The 19624-nt window shown below is 70.6% G+C and carries 14 protein-coding genes; 2 read left to right on the plus strand and 12 right to left on the minus strand.

The features are described from left to right. Positions 1 to 27: 27 nt before the first annotated feature. The 3 genes from GVV86_RS10270 to GVV86_RS10280 form a co-directional block, all read right to left on the minus strand. Entirely contained in the window at positions 28 to 678 is a 651-nt protein-coding gene (locus GVV86_RS10270) for a DnaJ family domain-containing protein (protein ID WP_159615389.1), read from the minus strand. A 128-nt stretch (positions 679 to 806) separates the two neighbouring features. Then, positions 807 to 2858 carry a DUF6541 family protein gene (locus GVV86_RS10275; protein WP_159802722.1) on the minus strand — a complete coding sequence of 684 codons (2052 nt, stop codon included), beginning with the start codon at positions 2856 to 2858 and terminating at the stop codon, positions 807 to 809. Positions 2859 to 2875: 17 nt separating this feature from the next. Further along, positions 2876 to 4069, minus strand: a complete 1194-nt coding sequence (locus GVV86_RS10280; protein WP_159802723.1) for a polysaccharide pyruvyl transferase family protein — start codon at positions 4067 to 4069, stop codon at positions 2876 to 2878. Between the two features lie 83 nt (positions 4070 to 4152). Here GVV86_RS10280 and GVV86_RS10285 point away from each other — a divergent pair, with 83 nt between their 5' ends. Then, positions 4153 to 4626 (plus strand): DUF6194 family protein, encoded by a 474-nt coding sequence (locus GVV86_RS10285; RefSeq protein ID WP_159802724.1) that lies wholly within the window; start codon positions 4153 to 4155, stop codon positions 4624 to 4626. Between the two features lie 88 nt (positions 4627 to 4714). Here the strand turns inward: GVV86_RS10285 and GVV86_RS10290 are convergent, their stop codons facing one another. Further along, positions 4715 to 5821, minus strand: a complete 1107-nt coding sequence (locus GVV86_RS10290; protein ID WP_159802725.1) for an exonuclease domain-containing protein — start codon at positions 5819 to 5821, stop codon at positions 4715 to 4717. Between the two features lie 158 nt (positions 5822 to 5979). Here GVV86_RS10290 and GVV86_RS10295 point away from each other — a divergent pair, with 158 nt between their 5' ends. Next, complete coding sequence (locus tag GVV86_RS10295; protein ID WP_201291423.1) at positions 5980 to 6744, plus strand: DUF6544 family protein; 765 nt, start codon at positions 5980 to 5982, stop codon at positions 6742 to 6744. Positions 6745 to 6934: 190 nt separating this feature from the next. On the opposite strand, the gene GVV86_RS10300 is transcribed toward GVV86_RS10295, so the two are convergent. From GVV86_RS10300 to GVV86_RS10335, 8 genes are all read right to left on the minus strand, one after another. Further along, a complete protein-coding gene (locus GVV86_RS10300) occupies positions 6935 to 9370 on the minus strand; it encodes a glycoside hydrolase family 10-like protein (protein WP_159802726.1) in 2436 nt (811 codons plus the stop codon). Between the two features lie 186 nt (positions 9371 to 9556). Continuing rightward, positions 9557 to 12190: a glycoside hydrolase family 38 N-terminal domain-containing protein gene (locus tag GVV86_RS10305; protein WP_159802727.1), complete on the minus strand. Its 2634-nt coding sequence runs from the start codon at positions 12188 to 12190 to the stop codon at positions 9557 to 9559. Further along, positions 12183 to 12923, minus strand: a complete 741-nt coding sequence (locus GVV86_RS10310) for an N-acetylmannosamine-6-phosphate 2-epimerase (protein WP_159802728.1) — start codon at positions 12921 to 12923, stop codon at positions 12183 to 12185. The genes GVV86_RS10305 and GVV86_RS10310 overlap by 8 nt, the downstream gene beginning before the upstream one ends. Further along, complete coding sequence (locus GVV86_RS10315) at positions 12916 to 14613, minus strand: FAD-dependent oxidoreductase (protein WP_159802729.1); 1698 nt, start codon at positions 14611 to 14613, stop codon at positions 12916 to 12918. The genes GVV86_RS10310 and GVV86_RS10315 overlap by 8 nt, the downstream gene beginning before the upstream one ends. Further along, positions 14610 to 17060 (minus strand): DUF4127 family protein, encoded by a 2451-nt coding sequence (locus GVV86_RS10320; RefSeq protein ID WP_159802730.1) that lies wholly within the window; start codon positions 17058 to 17060, stop codon positions 14610 to 14612. Before GVV86_RS10320 ends, GVV86_RS10315 begins: the two co-directional genes overlap by 4 nt. Continuing rightward, complete coding sequence (locus tag GVV86_RS10325) at positions 17057 to 17770, minus strand: GntR family transcriptional regulator (protein WP_159802731.1); 714 nt, start codon at positions 17768 to 17770, stop codon at positions 17057 to 17059. Before GVV86_RS10325 ends, GVV86_RS10320 begins: the two co-directional genes overlap by 4 nt. Next, positions 17767 to 18672, minus strand: coding sequence for a carbohydrate ABC transporter permease (locus GVV86_RS10330; RefSeq protein ID WP_159802732.1), 906 nt, complete (start codon positions 18670 to 18672; stop codon positions 17767 to 17769). Before GVV86_RS10330 ends, GVV86_RS10325 begins: the two co-directional genes overlap by 4 nt. Then, positions 18669 to 19547 (minus strand): carbohydrate ABC transporter permease, encoded by an 879-nt coding sequence (locus GVV86_RS10335; RefSeq protein ID WP_159802733.1) that lies wholly within the window; start codon positions 19545 to 19547, stop codon positions 18669 to 18671. The genes GVV86_RS10330 and GVV86_RS10335 overlap by 4 nt, the downstream gene beginning before the upstream one ends. Positions 19548 to 19624 lie beyond the last annotated feature (77 nt).

Consider the following 19624-nt stretch of genomic DNA (forward strand, 5'->3'; position numbering starts at 1 on the left):
GCCGCCATCGGTCGAGGCACCCCGCGCTCAGCCCGTGCCCTTCCACATCCGCTGCCACCATGAGCGCCGCTCCGCCTCCTCTGCGGTGGCCTCCTCGTCCCTGGCGGTCTGCGCCGCCTTTGCGGTACGCCGCTGGCGCCACCGCTCCACCTCGCCCTCGACGTCGCGCACCTTGGTGATGACAGGCGGCCCGCCCAGGAGCTGGCGCCGCGCCTCGATGACCCGCTGGTTGAAGTCTTCGACGATGTCCCGGACCTGCTTCTCGGTGTAGACGTGGTCGAGACGGCTATCCAGGCCTTCGTCCTCGGTCCGCAACAGGATGGCCTTCGGCCCCAGTCCGGTGAGGTTTTCCCGCTCGATCAGGCCCTTGACCCACCAGTCGGGGTCGTGTCCCTCCCCCAGTCCGGGGATCGGCTTTCCGGCGTACTTGAGGTTGTCCCAGTCCCCGCGGGCCATCGCCTCGCGCACGAGGTAGTCGGCCCGGGCGGCGTCGTCCTTGTGCCGGGCCCGCTTGGCCAGAGCCTCATCGTCGGACACCGGGCGGCGCTGGGCCGCTTCGGCCTCCTCCTTGCGCAGTTGGGCGAGGTACCCCTGCGGATCACCGGATTCCCGCGCCGCCCGGTACTCGGCGGCACGCTGCATGCGGCGCTCGTACTCGCGGGCTGCCCTGCTGTTCATTTCGTCGCCGCCTTTCACGCACCCAGAAAGCGTCTCGGTCGCGTCGGTCCCTTAAGTATTCCGGGACCGGCGGGGGCGCGGCAACCGCCTAAGCGGTTCCTTAACGGCTGGGCCGACGGCTGAACGGCTCAGCGGCAGACGGTGATTTCGTAGAGGCCCCGGCCGCCCTCGACGAGCACCGGCTCAAACCCCTTGGCGGTCTCGACGCCGTAGAAGCCCTTCCAGACCTCCCTGTCGACGCTCGCGGGCTGGTCCTGGTAGAAGTGCGTGGCTCCCACCTCCTCGATGGCCGCGCAGACCGCCGGGTCGTCGTGCAGGCGGTCGAATCCGATGCGCAGCACGGTCTTCGCCTCGGTCGGCGCCGGCGAGCCGAGCCTCGAGTACACCACGTGCCGTCCGGTGAGGGTGTAGAAGTAGGTTTCTCCATTGAAGGGGTCACCGATGACGACGGCGTCCTCCGGGAGCAGCGCTCCGGCCCGTTCGATGAAGTCCTGCTCACCCGAGGAGAGCAGCCAGATGCCCGGCTCCGCCGCGGTGATGTAGTTGTGGGCCGCTACGGCGACGCGGTCCGCAGAGCGGAAGTGTCCGGAGCCCTGGTAGACCGCCACCACGGCCACGACGGCCAGTCCGGCGGCCAGCGCCGACCGGAAACGGTCAGGCGCGGCGATCCTTGCCCGCAGGACACGCGTCACGAGGCCGGCGGCGGCCCGGACGAGCACGGCCAGACCGAAAGCGGCAAGAATGCTGGCTGTCAGGGCGATTAACGGCGCGATCCGCTGAGTGTCCTTGTACCAGACCCCGGTGAGGAACCGCAGGGGGCTTTCCGGGCCCGCCGCCAGCACGTAGAGCCCCACGAAGATCAGCCACGACACCACCAGCGGCCACCCGGTCCGCAGCACCAGGGCCGCGATGGCGCCCAGGATCACGAGAAGGCCGACCAGAAGGTTGAAGTTCTCCGGTGTGGGAGCCACGACCACCGGAAAGCGCGGCAGGTCGAAGAAGGCCAACGCGAGCGAATCGGGAGGGGTGGCGCGCACACCCCGGGGAAAGTTCATCACCCCGGCCAGCAACCGCGAGTCCTTCAGCACCAGGAGCGCCGCCCCCACCAGGACGGCGGCGCCGACCGTGCCAAGGAGGGCGGCCCGCCACCGGTGCCGGAACGCCCGGACGCACAGAGGCACCCCCCAGGCGAGCAGGAAGGGAAGACCACCCGCCACTAGGGCGAAGACGGCGGTGGGGTGGGCGACAACGCTTCCCCCGGCCACCGCGCCGGTGAGGATCAGGACAAGGAGGACATCCTTCAACGGCCGGACAGGGCGGGGGTTCAGCCCGGGGCTCAGACGCCTCAGGAGGAGCAGGATCATGGCCAGTGCCACCGGAGTGAGGGCGGTTGAAAGCCCATTGGGCCACTGCCCACTGCGCAGCAGCTGACCGAACGGGAAGCTGACGAACGAGGCGGCCAGCACCGGGGTGAGCGCCCAGACCGCGGGATGGCGCGGAAACACCACCGACGCGAGGAACGCCAGCCCGATCGGCCAGATCAGTCCGCCGATAACCAACGCCGACGCGTTGGCGGCCTCCACGAGGTTCCCCGGATAGAGCGCGATAACGCTGTGCCAGCCGGATGGATAGAACGTCGCAGGGCCGTCACCATAGATGGGGTTGATGCTCCATGGGGTGGCCCGGCCCGATTCCTGGATCCAGCGCACCGCGTTGCCGTGAAACACCGCATCCCACCCCTGGGACGCCGTCGACAAACTGCCCATCCCGCGCAGCACCGCCACAGAGATCAGGGCCGCAGCGGCGGCGAGCCCGGCGCCGACGGCGATCCTGACGGTCGCCGTCGCCGTCGCAGGCGATGGATTCTCGGTCCCCGCCCCGTTCGGCCGGGGCAGGAGAGGCCGCTCGAGCCGGATCCCCCGGCCCGCCAGCCATACCGCTCCGACGGGCAGGAGCAGCATCAGGGAGACCGAAACCGCCGTCCAGCCGATTCCGAGGGCATCGAGGACGAAGGTTCCGACGCCCAGCAGCAGGAGCGTGACGGCGGGCCCGAGCGCCACCGCGGCCGGCCAGCCGACCCGGAGGGGAAGCAGGGCGAGCGTGCCGGGAAGGAAGAACGCTATGAGCAGGAAGAGGAGCGGCTGGGCAAGCTGAAGGAGCTCAGGCAGGGAGGAAGGCACGGAGTGGATTCAGTCTTTCAGCGGGCAAGCTTGTTTTTCAGGACCCCGCCGATCGAACCCCCGAGGAAACGGGCGGCAGCAGCGGGGACTGGAGCCGCCGGGGTGGCGGCCGGGTAGAGCCGTTCGGCTTCAGCCCGCTTGGCGGCAACCAGTGCCGGCAGGTTCGCCGACAGCTGCCCGCGTTCGGAGGGCATGGACGGCGTGTCGTCACCGAGCGCGAGCGCCCAGCCGCTGCCGAGGGCGGCAACCGACTCATGCTTGACGTCGTAGTAGCCCTTCTTCATGCCGACCGCGATGCCCTTGCCTCCGGAGGCGGCAGCGAGAAGATGGAAGTGGAAACGACTGGTCACCCAGGTCTGGTGCGCCGACAGGGGCAGTCCGTGCTCCCAGAGGTACACGAAGGGCAGGAAGTGCTCTTCCGGGATCAGGTCGGCGAGCCGCTCATACGCCGCCCGGTCCCCGCCGGGCACCGCCTCGACGTAGTAAACCTTCCGGCGCTGCCCAAGCGCGGCCTCCACGGCTTCGCGTGCGACGTCGACGGCGACGTCGAAGCGCTCGGCGTCGACAGTGTCGCTCTGGATGCACACATACAGCGCGTCCGAGAACTCGGAGCGGGCGATCTCCTCGGTGACGCCGAGGAAGGCGTCGTCGAGCCCGCGGGGCACCCCGTAGGCTTCGGCTCCGGCGTCGTCACGGGCGCTGACGACGTCGAAGTCGTTGAACAGTTCGGGAGCGGGCATGCCCTGGTCGAGCGCCGGCATCAGGCCCTGTCCGGTCGCGTACAGCCGCGCACCCGTCAGGGTCCGGACGGCGCGCATGGAGTGGATCAGGCCGGTATGGTGCGCCCAGTTGTCATTGATGTACCCGCCGCCGAGGAGGTGGAGGGATTCAGCCTCGCGCAGCTTGAGCAGGCCGAGGTCGTAGGTGGGCGAGCCGAGGTGGGTAACGCGTGAGGTGACGATCTCGGCGGTTTCCTCGACGGGGCGTTCGGCGTTTTCGTGAACGAGCCGCCACAGGGTGTTGGTGATGCGGAGATTCGGGTGCAGTCCGTCGAAGAGGACCGAGGCCGTACCGGGCTGCGGGCAGTCGAGCCAGACCTGGGCGTCCGGGCGGGCAACGGCGAGGTACCGGAGCCACGCCGCGGTGATGAATTCGTCGCCGAAGTTGGGGTGTCCAGATGGACCAATGAGGTAGATGAGACCCGGTTGCATGGGGAAAATCATAGCCCAGCGGTGGGCCGCCCCCGCCCACCGGGACCCTTTACTGAGGCGCGTGGCTCTGAAAGCATTCACGAGTGGATGAGAACGACATCATCGCCTTCGTCTCGGACCTCCCCGGCGTCGTGGTGGACACCGCAACGGAGGAGTCCGGCGCGCCGGAGGCCGCCTGGGGCGACACCTTCATCTTCTACGATCCCGACGACAGCGCTCCAACGTACCGGCGCTACCCCTTCGCGACGATCGTGGTCAGCGACTACCCGGGTTTCGACACCGCCTCCGATCTGAACCGGCCGGGCATCTTTCGGCTCAACATCTTCGTGGGATCGTCGATGTACGAGGACCTGGTGGGCCACCCGGCCGATCAGCACGCCGAGCATCTTTCCGAATTCGACTTCACCGGGGTGGACCGCATCCTGCCTCATCCGGTCTACGGTTCGCAGGCGTGGGTGTCCATCCTCAACCCCGGTGAGGCGACGGCCGAGCAGGCGCGGTCCCTGCTGCTCGACGCACGGGAGAAAGCGGTGCGGCGCTACGACCGGCGGCACTAAGGGCTTCCCGCCGGCCCTCGAGGGCCGGCAGCTCCCGCGGGCACCGGCGTCTCCGGAACCCAGACGTCTCCGGAACCCCCACGGCCGCCTACCGCGAGCGGCGGAAGCTTCCCAGCAGCTTCAGGATGCCTGCTGCCACAAGCTCCAACGGCGCACCATTGGCGCCTGCCGCAGGTGCCTCGATCGCCGCCGGGCGCGCTGCGGGCGCCTCGAGAGCCGGGATCGCCTCGAGGGCCGGGGTCGCTGCACGGCCCGCCCTCTCCACGGGATTCCCGACGGCACCGGCTGCAGGTGCCAGCCACTCCAGCAGCTGATGCTCGCTGACGGCCTGGATTGCCTGGCCCGCCTCGATGTACTGCAGCGCCTTGCGTTCCTTTCCGCTGTCCGTGCCGATGTCCACGCGTAAGCTGTGCGGATCCTGCCGCCCGATGACGAGCATCGTTGTCTTCTTGGTGATATTCCTGGCGTTGGCCGCGCCGCGGCGCGCGATCTGCACCATGGCCTCCGGCCGTTCGAGGGTGAGGAGCTCCCCGGTGAAGACGACGACCTGGCCGAACAGCGGGTGGGAGGGGTCCGCCAGCGGATTGGGCTGCGGGAGATCCGCGGGCGCAGGCTCGCTCCGGTAGCGGTGCGAGCCGGAGGGTTTCGGGGCCTTGGCGGGCCACAGCAGCTCGAGGGTGGAGAGCCCGTCCCTGCGGGAGATGGCCAGGACGGCGTTCGCGCACGTCTCGGCGTCGCTGCCGGCGTCGTGGTGGCGGAAGCTGCTCAACCCGAGGGCCTCGGCGACCTGGGGCAGCCGGTTCACCTCGAGGTCCAGTTGACGCCGCGCCAGCTCGAGCGAGCAGCGGAACTCGACCTCGGGCACCTCAAGGTTGGATTCGAGGCAGGCGTTCTGGAACACCGAACGGTCGAACGAGGCGTTGTGTGCGACAAGGGTGTCTCCTGCCGCGAAGTTGAGGATCCGCTGCAGGGAGGTTTCCCAGGAGTCCGCGCCGAGTACGTCCTGCGGCCGAACCCCATGAACCGAGATGTTCCGCGCATCGAAGTGGTCGATTCCCGCCGGCGGCCGGATGAGCCAGCTCTCCGATTCCGTGACGGCTCCGGCCCGCACCTTGGTGAGCCCGACGGCGCACACCGATCCGCGTTTGCTGTTGGCCGTCTCGAAATCGATGGCAGTGAAGTTCAGGCTGTGCACTCGTCCCCTTGAACTGGTTGCGTACGGGACCCCACGCGAAGCCCAGACGAGCCTATCCCGCAGAGTCGCAGCGGAGGTCCTTTGCCCCTGTGCGGGGTGTCGGGCCGGTGGCACCGTAGTAGCCGGGTCGACGCAGCCTGCCGTGGAAGGGGGACAGGATGACGAGGGTCTTGAGGCCGGCGGCGCTCCGGGATGAATGGGCCTGGCTCCGCACGGGAGAGCCGTCCCCTCCGCTGTACGAGCCGGGGCTGACGGCGGGACTGCCGGCCGCGGCGCAGAGGTGGCTCGCGCACTCGCTCCGGCCGGGCACCCCGTTATGGTCCTCGGTGGAGCTCACCATGTCCGGGCAGATCAAACTCGGCCCCTCCTGGCGGCCCTTCCAGGCGCGCCAGATCCTCGCTCCGCAGAAAGGCTTCATCTGGGCCGCGGAAGCACGCGTGGGAGGTCTTCCCGTTCGAGGCTACGATCGCTTCAGCAAAGGCGCCGGCCAGATGCGGTGGCGGCTGCTCGGAGTCCTTCCGGTGGTGACGGCGGGCGGCGCCGACGTGAGCCGCAGCGCGGCGGGCCGCCTGGCGAGCGAGGGAGTCCTCGTCCCGACCGCGTTCCGCAGCGCCGCGTGGAGCGCCGGCCTTTCGCCCGACACGGCGGTGATGACCAGGGTGATCGACGGCGAAGCCGAGGACGTCACGCTCCGGGTCGATCCGGCCGGGGCGCTGACCGAGGTGTCGATGCTGCGGTGGGGCACCCCGGGAGGTGCTCCCCCGGGGCGGCACCCGTTCGGCGTATCGATCGAAGCGGAGACAGAGTTCGATGGCGTCACTCTTCCTTCAATTCCTCGAGCCGGCTGGTGGAAGGGAACCTCAGGGAGAAGCGACGACGGCGAATTTTTCCGCGCCCGGATCTCCAAAGCTGTTTTCCGGTAGACCCTGCACGGCGGAAGGGACAGGATAGGAGGGCCAGGGACCGCCCATGCGCCGGCGGCGGGCGGCGGATCGGAGCTGGGCTTGCTGTGAACCGCCCTGGAACGACCGCAGGAGCGCCCCTGGCTGGGACGCTCCTACGGTTTCCGCCGTCAACTCGTGACCGGCGGGGTGCTGCAGAGGGTGTTACCCCTTATTTCGCGGCGGCCTGTCCGCTCCACCGCTGGTACATAGCGAGGTCGCGCAGCATCCGGGCCGCAAACTCCGGCTGTACCTCGGCGGATCCGCTGATCAGCGACGCCGTCTTGGCGTAGACCTTGACGGCCTCCGCCGGCTTTCCCTTCTCGAGGAAGCGGTCGGCCCGGTCCAGTTCGCGCTGCACCTTGGTGGCCGTCTTCTCCGGGATGCAGGCGCCGGTCGCCTTCTCGACGTTCTCCGCGGTCCAGCGGCCCGCCTCGCGGGAGGCCGCGATCAGGTCACTGTGCGGAGTGGTTGCCTCGACCCGGAACACTCCCTCTTCCAGCGCCGTCGCCTGCGGGGCGGAGAGCTGGTTGTAGGCGAAAAGCGCCGCGCCGTCGGAGTGTGCGTCGCGGACGGCCTGGGTCTGGTCCACCAGCACATCCGGCGACGAGCCGCGGAACGGACCGTAGGTGGCGGTGTAGAGGAGGTTCTCGTCGCCGACGGACTTCCGCATCAGCTCGGTGTCCCGCGCAACGGATGCGGCGGAGGTGCCGAAGGACATTCCGGTGAGGACGTCGACGTAGCCCTTATCCACCCAGTCGGCCCAGTTCTGGAACTTCTTCGCCAGGCCGTCGGCCGGGTCGGGGAAGACCGCCGCGGACAGCTGCGTCTCGGGTGCCAGCTTCTGCTGCAGTTCCCGGACCTCGGAGACGAACGACGTGACGTTCTCCTCGCGCCAGGCGTCCCACGACTTCCACAGCGGATCGGCCGGGGTCAGGGTGTACGGATCCTTGCCGAACTCCGCGGCGAAGGCGTCGCGGGAGAAGTCGCTGTAGGAGAAGGAGGCCGTCTGCCACGGCTGCGAGACCGGGTAGCGGATGTAGTCGAGGTGGAGGCCCTCGACGTCGTACTTGGTCAGGATCTCCTCGTAGATCGACAACATGTAAGCCCGGGGCTCCGGCATGGCGGGATCAACGAAGAAGTAGCCTTCCTCCTGCGAGGAGGGCTGGGGGCCGGCCTTGCCGACGTCCTCGCGCTCGACGGCGGCCCACTCCGGGTGCGCCTCGAGGATGGGGCCGGCGCCGCCGTTCTCATTCACTGACTGCGCGCCGACGAAGAAGGTGTGAACCCACGGGTGGAGTTCGATGTCCCGGGCGTGCGCCTCGTCGATCCAGACCTGGAGCGGGTCGAATCCGGCCATCTCCGGGCGCTGCGCCGTGATGCCGTTGTCCTTGGCGACGGCGCTGGGGTAGATGGTGTAGCCCTGGAAGACAGTCTCAAGGAAGACCATGTTGACGCCGGCGGCGTCGATCTGGTCGAGGGTCTTCGCGATCTGAGCCGGCGTAGTTTCCGTCGGGCGGACCCACATGCCGCGGCCTTCCACCGGGCGGGATTCGGCGGTGCGGTACCAGGCCAGTTCGGCCTGCTCGCGGGCCCGTTCAGCCAGCGCCACCGCCGCGTCGACGTCGCCCGCCTCGGAGGCCGTGGCGGCCTGCTCGAGCAGCGAGCGGGCCTCGGCGGCAGCGGCGGCCGAGCCCTCGTTGTCGATGGTGAGGCAGCTCTGACCGGCGGCCGTGAGGGAGTCGCCCGCGCGCGTCAGGGCCTGCTCGGCGCCGTACATGTAAGTGCTCTCATCGATGGTGACCGTCAGGGTTGAGCCCTCGATGGCGACCTTCGCGCCGGGGACGGCGTTGCTTGAGAGCCAGGCGCCGCGTCCGCCGTGGCCGGAGATGACCATTCCGTCGGCGGGGATTTCGCGGTTGTTGCCGCCGCGGGAGACGACGCGGCCGTCGACCACCGTCACCTCATAGCCGTAGTCGTTGGTCTTCGTGGTGGGACGGCCGGAGGCAGCGGTGTAGACGATCAGCTGTTCGGCGCCGCGGCAGCCGGGGTAGCAGTTACCAGAGGCGGGGTCCACGCCGCCGGGATGGCTCGCCGCGGTGGGGTCGGTCGCGTCGATGGTGGTGCTCACGGAGCGCACGGTGAGGTCGTCGAGGATGACGAGCTCACCGACGTGGATGTGGTCGCGGAGGAAGGTGCGCACGTCGGGCGTGCCGCCGGGTGAGGCGGAGAGGACGGCGCCGTCGCGCGGGATGGCATTGTCGCCCTTGTTCGCGCAGCTGGTGAAGACGGTGCAGACGTCGAGCACCTTGTAGGTGCCCGCGGTGGCGGTCTCCTGCAGGACCGCCTCGCCGCCGAACTGGTTGGTCTTGGTCGAGGGCCCGAACTCCGGGGTGTAGAGGGCGAACATGCCGGCGGTGCGGCTTGAGGGGTTGATGGCGTCGAGCGCCTGCACGGTGCCGTCGGCGGCGACGGCACGCGGTCCGGCCGGCGCGTCGCCCGGGGCGGCCAGGGCGCTGCCGGGAGCCGAAGCCAGCGGAACGAGCAGGGCTGCGGCGAGGGTTGTAACGAGCGGCCACCGGCGTTGGTGGGTGATGCTTCTTCGCATTGGACCTCCTTGGTCGATCCCATCCTGTTGTGGTGGTACGTACAAGTCAAGACCGTCTGAAAGTATTGATGCCTTTAATTGCGGGGGTCTTGCGCTTTTCGGATTAAGTGGTCCGTACCTATTGGCAAACTTTGCGGGCACGCCGAAAAGCCGCGGCTGCGTGCCGCGGCTTCTCGCGTGGGACGGTCAGCTCAGGAGGAGCGTCACCAGCCCGTAGGGCGGCAGCTCAAGGTGGAGCTTGTCCTCCCGGGGCAGTTCTTCCTCGGGGGTTTCGTCGATCCGTGCCCGGTGCACCGTGGTGACGCCCTCGGGTACGGCGACGGCGGCGGAGGCCGGGAGCGGGCTGGGGTTCGAGATCCGGAGCACTGAGCCGCCGGCTCCCTCGGCCGGTTTCCAGGCCGAGACGAGGGCGCCGGTCACCTCCGGCGCCGTGCGCGCCGCCGCCCGGCCCGCCGGTGCCTGGACCCCGGGGCGGAGGGCGAAGGCCGCCAGCGGGGCGGCGTGGAGCGCCGCCGCAGTCAGGAAAGCGGGGTTCTCAGGCTGGACGCCCTCCCCCAGCACGACGGCGACGTTCACCGTGAGCGGCCCCAGGCACTGGGCCTCGGGCACCGCCAGCATGGGTCCGGCGCCGGTGGTGCGGGTGCGCAGGTCAAAGCGGGAGAGCCAGCCGACGGCGCGCAGCAGGGTCACCGCGAGGACCGCAGACCCGCCGCTCCGGAAGGCCTGGACCTCGGGCAGCCCGCGGACCAGCAGGGCGACGGCGTCCGCGCCGCGCCCGACACACGCCCAGGAGGTCACGGGGGCCACCGGGTGGGCGGCCTCGAGGGCGGCCTCGGTCGGCAGCGGTCCGAGTTCGGGGCCGATCGGGCGCTCGATCGTCGACCAGTGCTGGTCCGCGGTCCACGCGTTCGCGCCGGCGTCGACCGGGGTCTCGAAGCGCAGCCGGTGATCGCGTGCCCGGTTGTCCAGGGTGATGGCCCACTCGAGGCGGTCGGTCTCCGACCAGTGGGTGACGGTGATGTCCAGCGGCGAGTCGACGGTGGAGGCGCTGCGGCTGTCCCGGTCCTCCCCGATCCCTTCGGGAAGGGTCAGGACGGCGGCGATCCGCAGACGCGTGCGCAGTTCGGTACGGGTGACCTCGACGTCGACCACCCGCGGCACGGTGGGCACATCGCCGGGGATCGGGTCGAAGTTGTAGGTGTCCCCGCGGTCGCCGGAGGAGACGAGGCGGCCGACGCCCTCGTGCACGACGCCGGTCGTCGTGTCCTGCACGCGCAGGGAGGCGTCGTCGAGCACCTCGAGGCGGAAGCGCCCACTGTCGACGACGCGGTTCTTCTGCACCTCCGGTCCGGTGGTGGCCTCGCCGAGTTCGGCGTTGAACGTCGTCCAGCCGAACGCGGGGACGTTCCCGGCGGTGAAGGCGAGGGTGTGGGTGTCGGTGTCCCGGCTGTCGGGGAGCAGGTCGAGGTCGGCCTCGAAGACCTTCCCGCGCCGGGTGGACTCGACCTCGAAGGGGATCTCCCGGCCCGCGGCGTCCCGCAGGCCCGTCACCACGCGCCCTGCCTCGGTCACCAGCTCGACGGTGGCGGGTCCGCGCACCGGCGTCCCGTGGCCGGAGAGCACGACGACGTCCGCGCTCTCGCGCGCCGGGTCACCGTGCTGGCGGGTGTCGAGGCCTTCCGCCAGGAGGAGCCGGCGCAGCAGCAGGTCCCCGGTGTCGGTGGCGCGCTGGGCACGCACGGTGGTCTGGCGGTGCACCTCGTCGGTGCTGCAGCCGCAGATCGAGTCGTGGGGCGCGTTCTTGATCACGAGGACCCAGGCGTCGTCGAGCAGCTCCGCGTGGGAGTCCGGCGTTGCACGGGCTCGGGTCGCGGCTCCGGCCGCCGCGGGGGACGCGGCCAGCCGGTGCCGGGCCAGCTGCGGTTCGACGAAACGCTCAAGCAGCGTCTGGACCCGGTGGTTCGCCAGCTTAACGTAGGTGCGCGCGGAGAGGGTGCCGGGCAGCAGGAAGGTGAGCCGGTTGCCAAGGGTGCGGAGTTCGCCGGAGACCTCGGGCAGGTCGACGGCCGCGGCGCGCGCCTCCGCGAAGAAGTCCTCGAGGGTTGTCTCCGCCAGGGCCACGCCAGCCCCGGCGGCGGCCTCCTGCCGTTCGGCCGGGGGGCGCGGTACGAGGTGGTCCCCGCCGTTCAGGAGCAGGAGCGGCCCCTCCGGCATCCGGTTCCGTTCGGTGTCGACGAACTGCTTCAGCTGGGTGTCGCTGCTGTCGGCGTCCCAGAGGGTTTCGGTCTGGTGATAGCCCTGGTTGACAGTGAAGACCTCGCTGCCGTCCGGGGAGATCCAGCGGAACCGGGCGTGCTCCGGCGGCGCCCCGCGCCAGACGAGGGCGGTGTCGATGCCGAAGCCGTTGAGCAGCCGCGGCAGGTCCGCCGGGTGCCCGAAGGCGTCGGGCGAGTAGCCCACCGGCGAGAGCCTTCCCATCCGGGCGCCCCACCGGCGGGCGCGCAGGAGGTTCCGGACGAGGTTCTCGGCGGAGACGAGCTGGTTGTCGGCGAGCACGTGCCACGGCCCGACAGTCAGCAGACCCGAGCGGATGTGCGCTGCCAGGCGCTCCTCGAGGTCCGGGCGGATCTCCAGAACGTCAGCGAGGATGACGGTCTGCCCGTCGAGGTGGAAGGAAGCGTATTCGTTCTTATCCAGCGCACCGCACACCCGCTCCACCAGCTCAACGAGCCGTCCCCGGTATCCCTCGAAGGTGCGGTACCACTCCCGGTCCCAGTGGACGTGGGAGATCACATGGCAGGTCTCTTGGGGTTCAGACACGGGTGCCTTCCTCGGTGGTGGCGGCGACGGCGGAGGTGCGACGGGCGAAACGGGCGGTGATTGACTGCGGGTGGGTGATGGCGGAGCCGACGACGACGGCGGCGGCGCCCAGCTCGAGGGCGGCGGCGGCGTCGTCGGGGGTGGCGATGCGGCCTTCGGCGAGGAGGGGCACGGTGAGGACGGCGGCGAGTTCGGCGACCAGGGCGAGGTCCGGCCCGGGTCCGGGACGGCTGTGCGGGGTGTAACCGGCGAGGGTGGTGGAGACCAGGTCGGCTCCGGCGGCCTCGGCGGCGAGGCCTTCCTCGACGGTGGAGACGTCGGCGAGGACGAGCACCGGCGCGGCCTCCTTGAGCCGGCGGATGGTCTCGGCGAGGGTGAGCCCGTCCGGGCGGTGCCGGTCCGTGCCGTCGAGGGCGACGATGTCGGCGCCGGCGCGCGCCACCTCGACCGCCGCGGAGAGGGTCGGTGTGATGTAGACGCCGGTGTCACCGATCTTCCACAGCCCGATGATTGGGGCGTCGGTTGCGGCACGCACGGCGCGGACGTCGTCGGGCCCCTCGAGGCGGACGGCGGCGGCTCCACCGGCGAGCACGCTCAGGGCCATGGCCCGCATGTGGACGGGGCCGCGCAGGGGTTCGCCCGGGTAGGCCTGGCAGGACACGATGAGGTGGCCGCGGAGGCGGTCGAGGATTCCTGCCGGCTGGGGTGCTGCCGCGGGGAACTGCTCAGGCACTGGGGATCTCCGTACTGCTGGGAACGAGGGGTGGGACGGCGGGTGGAACGGCCGGTGGGAGGGCGGTTGGGTGGACGACTGCGCCCTCGGGCCAGGCGATGGGTGCGCCCCGGGCGGTGAGGGCGTCCTGCACCGCGTGGAGCCGGCCGGGGTCCCGAATGATCCCGCGCGCGCTGGCTGGCCTTCCGGTGGGGGCTCCCGTTCCGGGACCGGCTGCCGCTTCGGTGGCGGCTGGCGGGTCGACGCGGTGCCTTGGGGCGGAACCGGCCGCCGCGACAGCAGCCGCCGCGATCACCCCGGCGGCCTCCCCAATCGCCCATTCGCCGGGCTGCAGCCGGTAGGCCGCAGCGGCCACCTGCGTCGCGGCGAGGTTCTTGGCGCCCATGATGAGGTTGGCCGGCCCCACCCCGTCGGCGGGAACCAGGGCGCGGGCGGGAATCGAGAACGGCGCGGTCTCGCTGAACACCGAGCGGGGATGGCCCACCCGGGGGTGCAGGTCGGCGTGGTACCAGGCAATGCCGACGGAGTCGGGCACCGGGCGGGCCAGCCCGTCCGCGCCCGGTGCCAGATCATGAAAGGTGACCGGCTCGGGGTTGGCCAGCCGCCGCGATTCGCGCACATAGGGGGCAGCCGCGAGCCCGTCCGGGGTACCGCTCAGCTCGGGGGTGAGGCGCAGTTCCGGGTAGCCTCGGCCGGTGCCGAGCGGGCCGGGCCCGTCCTCGGGGTCGCGCGGCACCTCCGTGCGGAGCCAGTGAACGAACGCCAGGGTGAGCTTCCGGGCCTCCCGCATGGCGCGCTCGGGGTCGGCCACCAGACCGCTGGCGCGATAGTCATTGCCGGCCCAGTTGATCACTGCGGCCTCGGGTTTCCCGGAGGCAGCAGTGCGGATCCTGCGGTACTCCCAGAAGGGCGGCTTCCCGTCGGGGCCGTCGCGGAAGAACCGGTAGCGGTGCGTTGTGCCGTCCCAGCCGTCGAGCTCGAGGGAGAACGGCTGGGAATCGCGCAGCCGGGCGTAATCCTCCGGTTCCGGGCCGACCGGAAGGGGGTGGGGTTCCCGGACCACCGCGGCGACCCAGGTGAAGGACTGCTCCGCACGCGGGTCGGCCGGGCCGGGAACGGCGTCCGGTTCGCCGAAGGCGTCCGTGCCCTCCGAGCCGATCACCCAGGCGGTGCCGGTGAGCGGCAGCAGATCGCCGGTCTCGGTCGCGTCAATGAAGGCCCCCGCGGAGATCTCCAATAGCGACCCGCCGGTGCCCTGCAACTCCACGGCCTCGATCCGAGGATCGGAACCGGCGCCCAGCACCGCCCGCACCGGGGTGTGCCCGGTGAAGAGCCTGATCCGCCCGGCCGCGAGGTGCTGCTCGAGCATTCCCTCAAGGACGTCCAGGCCGACGAGCGGTTCGAAGCAGAGCCTGCTGACCCAGCCCTGGCCGGGGTTGGCGGCGCCGCCGCAGGCCGCGCGGACGAGGTCCCGGAAGCGGCGGTAGGTGGCGGTGACGCCTGCGGATTCGACCAGCGGGTGTTCATCGAGCGGCGCGGTGAGCTGCGAGGTCACCTGCCCGCCGATCATCGGCTCTGCGGCGGTGAGGATTACCGAGCTGCCGGCGTCGGCCGCGGCGAGCGCGGCGGCGATCCCGCCGAGTCCCCCGCCGATGACGGCGACGTCGGCGGCGAGGCGGGTGCGCGTCATCGGTTCGCGCCCAGCGTGAAGTCGATCTCGAAGGTCCGGTGCCAGGGCAGGGTCAGGCCGGACAGGTGGATTCCTTCGAACCCGGGCCGCTCCAGCACGGCGTTCAGACGGTCCTCCGCTGAGCGCAGGACGGGGTTGCGGGTGTCTGCGGGCTCGACGGAGTCGTGGAGCTCGGGATTCGAGCCGAGCTCGGCCCGCACCCGGGCCCGTTCGACGGACATCCAGCCGTAGTCCTCCACAACCCTCCGGGCGAGGGCGAGGCGGGCTTCGTCGGGGTTGTACGTCCCGGCCGCGCGTCCGGCACAGGTCGCCACAAGCTGCGCCGCGACGGTGCCGACGGTGTTGCCCGCGGTGTTCCAGGCGGCGAAGCTGCTGAGCTGCCTCCACGCGCCGCGCTCGTCAAGGGCGGCGATGAGGGCCGGGTCGGCGCCGTTGGGGCGGTGGACGTCCGCGAGCCCGACGACGGGCGCACCGGTGGCGGCGGCGCCGAGCACGAGCTGCGCGGTGGCCGCGGCTGCCGCGGTGTCGTTGCTCTCCTGCGGCGATACGGCCCAGTCGGCGTGCGGGGTGCGGGGCGCCTCCGGGGCGTGAACCACCAGCACGGCGTCCCATCCCCCGGTATTAGCGCCATTACCGCCATCGAAGTCGGCCACGGCGCCCGCGGATTCAATCTGCCGCCGGATGGTTTCACGCACCGTCGTCGATTCGTAGGGCGCCACCCGCTCAAGCGTCCCCGGGTCAGCGCACAGCACGCCGATGCGCGGTGTGCTGGTGCCGAGGACGTCGAGGCAGGCGCGGGCCACCAGGACGGCGCCGATCTCGTCGGCGCCGGGCTGGACGAGTGCCCGGCCGCCCAGCTCGAGCCGCTCCACCCAGCCCTCGAGGGCTTCCTGGTCGGTGGCCGAGAGGGACCGCTGCGAGGCGTCGTCGATGCCGACGACGAGGTGGTCGATGACGCTGCGGCCGGTGAGTTCGAGGGCGGCGAGCGCCAGGGTGTGCTGGCGCATCCTGCGTCCCAGCCAGTCCCGGCGGACCTCCTCCGGCAGCGCCGATCGGGCCTCTTCGACGCCCTTCCCCGTTGCGAGGGCGCCCGAGAGCCGGTGCAGCGCCGGGCCGTACGGGTTCCAATAGGAGGGTTCCTCCATGGCGTCGAGAGAATCCGGGGTGCGCGGGACGAGGGTGAACCCGAAGACCGTCGCCCCGGGGTGGTCGAGCGCCGACCAGCGCCCCAGGACGTCCGACGCCGATTCGTCTCCGATCCGCGACGGGATCAGGCCACCGAACCCGAGGCCCTCTAGTGAGACGACGAGGTGTCCCGAGGTGCCCACGCGTTCCTGCAGCCAACCGGCGAGGACGCCGGGATCGCCTGGCTGCCGGATGGAGGGCAGGGCCTTCGCCGGGGGCAGGGCGCAGTCCAGGCCGGCGATGCGGGCAACGGATGCCGGGAGCTGGGTGCAGACCGGCCGCTCATCGAGGGGGATCAGAGCGATGCTCATGAGAGCACCCCGGCTTCCGGGGGGGCGGGCCGGAACCGGATCCGCCAGGCTGCGGGCGGCGCTGACCGCCCCGACCGCGACGGCCGCGGCCCCCACCGTTGACGCCTCGATGCGCAGGTCTCCGACGGCCGGGATGGTGGTGGCGCGGGCGGCGGTGCGCACGCGGTCGAGCCACCACTGCCCCAGTCCGGCCACGCCCCCGCCGATCACCACTAGGTCGGGATCGAAGACGTTGGCAAATGAGCCCAAAGCCACGCCGAGCGCCTCCGCACCGCGGTGGAGTACAGCGCGGGCCGCTGAGTCGCCGGCGGCTGCAGCGCGGTCGACGTCGCGGAGGGATCCGGCGGTGCCGCCGGCCTCCCGAAAGAGGTCAGTCATGGCGGTGCCGGAGGCGACCGCCTCGAGATGCCCCGCCTTCCCGCAGGGGCAGCGCCGCCCCTCGGCGCCGGGGACCAGCACATGGCCGAAGTGTCCCGCGGCATCGTGCGCTCCCCAGTGGAGCTGCTCGTGCACCACGAGGGCACCGCCGATCCCGGTGCCGACGGTCACGCCGAGCACGGTGCCGGCGCCGCGTGCCGCGCCGTGCCGGGCCTCTGCGAGCGTGAAGGCCTGGACGTCGTTGACCACCCGGACCGACGCGCCCGGGAACGCTTCCCGGAAGGCCGACCACAGATCGGTCCCCTTCCATCCGGGCAGGGCGTCCGTCGCGGAGAGGACGCGGCCGGTGCGGTGATCGATGACGCCGGCCGCGCCGATGCCGACGGTGTCGATCCGGCGGTTGCCGGCGGTGGTGAGGGCGAGGCCGAGCGCGTCGGCGAGCACGCGGGACGCCCCGGAGGAGGCGCGCGTCGGGATCTCATCGACCGGTCCGGCGCCGCCGTCGCTTCCTACAAGTGCCGCGAGGGTCTTGGTGCCCCCGATGTCGATGCCGAGTGCGGTGCCGTCCGTCACCGTCCGCGCGCCTTCTCCACGGTGACATGGAAGTCGTAGCGGTCGGCGCGGTACAGGCTCTTGGCCTGCTCGACGACGCGGCCCTGAGCGTCCGCAGTCACCCGGGAGACGGCGAGCGCCGGCGAGTAGGGCGGGACCTCCAGCAGGTGCGCCTGGTCGGTGGTGAGCACCGTGGCCTGGATGGTCTGGGAGGCGGCGACCGGGCCGCGGCCGATGCCCTCGAGGTAGTCGTAGAGGGAGGAATTCTCGTGGAGTTCGAAGTCCTCGGGCACCAGCTCGGCCGAGATCCACACGTTCTCAAGGCACATCGGCAGCCCGTCTGCTGTACGGACCCGCTCCATGTGGACGATGCGGGCACCGGGGGAGATATTCAGGACGCTGGCGGTCTCGGCGTCGGCCTCGGTCCACGTCACCGTGCTGGCCCGTGACCCGGGCACCATGCCGCGGGCACGGATGTCCTCGCTGAAGGAGGTGAGGGTGAGGGACTTGGTGATCTTCGTCAGGTCCGACACGAAGGTGCCCGCCCCCTGCACCCGGTACACGAGGCCGTCCTCGGCGAGCCGGGTCAGCGCCTCGCGCACGGTCATGCGGGAGAGCCCGTACTGCGCCATGAGCTCGCGCTCGCTGGGTAGCGGGGCGTGCGCGTCGAGCCCACCGGTGATCAGCTGCTCGAGTTCGGTGCGCAGGATCTCGTACTTTGGAGCGCTCATCCCTTGATTCCCCCTTCTCCAACGCCGCGGAAGAACCACCGCTGCAGCGCGAAGAACAGGAGCAGCAGCGGAAGGCCGGCGATCATGGTTCCGGCGGCCACCACGCGCTGGTTGCTGGTGAAGGTACCGGAAAGATACTGAATACCCACAGTAAGGGTGTAGTTGGACGGGTCCTTCAAAATAACGAGGGGCCAGAGGAAGTCATCCCAGGCGAAGACGAACGCGAAGATGGCGACGACCATCAGCGAGCCCTTGACCGACGGAAGCGCGACCCGCAGGAACCGCTGCCAGTCGGAGGCGCCGTCGATCATGGCGGCCTCCTCGATCTCCCGGGGAAGCGAGCTGAAGGCGGTGCGCATGATCAGGATCGACAGGCCGGTGGCGGCAGCGGGAAGGATCACGCCCATCAGGCTGTCGACTAGGCCGAGGGAGCGCGAGGTCAGGAACACCGACACCATGATCACCTCGAAGGGGATGATGATGGTGGCCAGGAACAGGACGTCGACGAGGGTGCGGCCGCGGAAGCGGATCCGTGCCAGCACGTACCCGGCCAGGGAGGCGAAAATGCAGTTGAGGACGGCCGACGACGTCGCCACGATCAGCGAGTTGCCGATGTAGCGGAAGACCGGGATGGTCTCGGCGACCGCTACGTAGTTCTCCGCCGTGGGCGAGACCGGGAAGGGGTTCGCGGTGAAGATCGACTCGGCCGGGCCCTTCAGGGAGGTGCCGAACTGCCAGATGAACGGGCCGGCGAGCAGCACGAACACGAAGGCGAGCAGCAGGTACCGGACGGCGTAGTTGACGGCCTTCCGGCGGACGCTCGCCCTGCTCCGGCGGCGGGGTCGGTCCGGGCGGGACGGCGTCGTCCGGGCCTGGGGCGTCCTAGTGGCGACAGCGCTCATCGCGCCTGCTCCATTCTCTGCGAGCGCAGATAAAGAATCGAGAATCCGATGGTGAGGACGAACAGGGCCAGGCTCATGGCGGAGGCGTAGCCGATCTCGCCGCTGAGGCCGAGGCCGACCTCGCGGATGGTGTAGACGAGGGTGCGGGCCTGCCCGCCGGGGCCGGCGGTTCCGCTGCTGATGACGAAGATTTCGGCGAAGACCTTCATTGAGGCGATGGCGCCGAGGAGTCCGACGAGGAACATGGTGGAGCGCACGCCGGGCAGGGTGATGGACCAGAAGCGGCGGGCACCGCCTGCGCCGTCGACCTGGGCCGCCTCGTGGAGGTGCTGCGGCACGTTGCCGAGGGCGGCGAGGTAGATGACCATGTAGTAGCCGAGGCCCTTCCACACGGTGACGAGCATGCAGCTGAATAGGAGCAGCGAGGTGTCGGTGAGGAACGGCAGGGGTTCCTGCACGATGCGCAGCGCTTGGAGCACCCGGTTCACGGCGCCGTCGGAGGACAGCAGCCAGGTCCAGATCAGACCGACGACGACCATTGAGGCCACGACGGGCGAGTAGAACACCGAGCGGAAGAACCCGATGCCGGGCAGGTTCTTTTCAACGAGGACGGCGAGCAGGAGCGGCAGCAGCATGAGCAGCGGCACGACGACGACCGCGTAGAGCAGCGTGTTGCGCACTGACGTCCAGAACTGCGGATCGCTGAGGAGCGCGGTGTAGTTCTCGACCCCGGTGAACGTCCCTCCGCCGAGGGTGGTGGCGTCGGTGAAGGACAGGACCAGGGTGTTGAGGAACGGTCCGATGTGGAAGATGAGGGCGATGGCGAGCGCCGGGGCGAGGAACACCCACGGCAGCCAGCGGTACTGGGCTTTCATTTCCTGCTCTCTCCCTCGGGTGCTGCGCTTGATGCGGTCGGCCGGACGGCGTCCCGGGATCTGTCGGGACGCCGCCC

The organism is Arthrobacter zhaoguopingii (genome assembly GCF_009828595.1).
Classification (GTDB): Bacteria; Actinomycetota; Actinomycetes; order Actinomycetales; family Micrococcaceae; genus Arthrobacter_D; species Arthrobacter_D zhaoguopingii.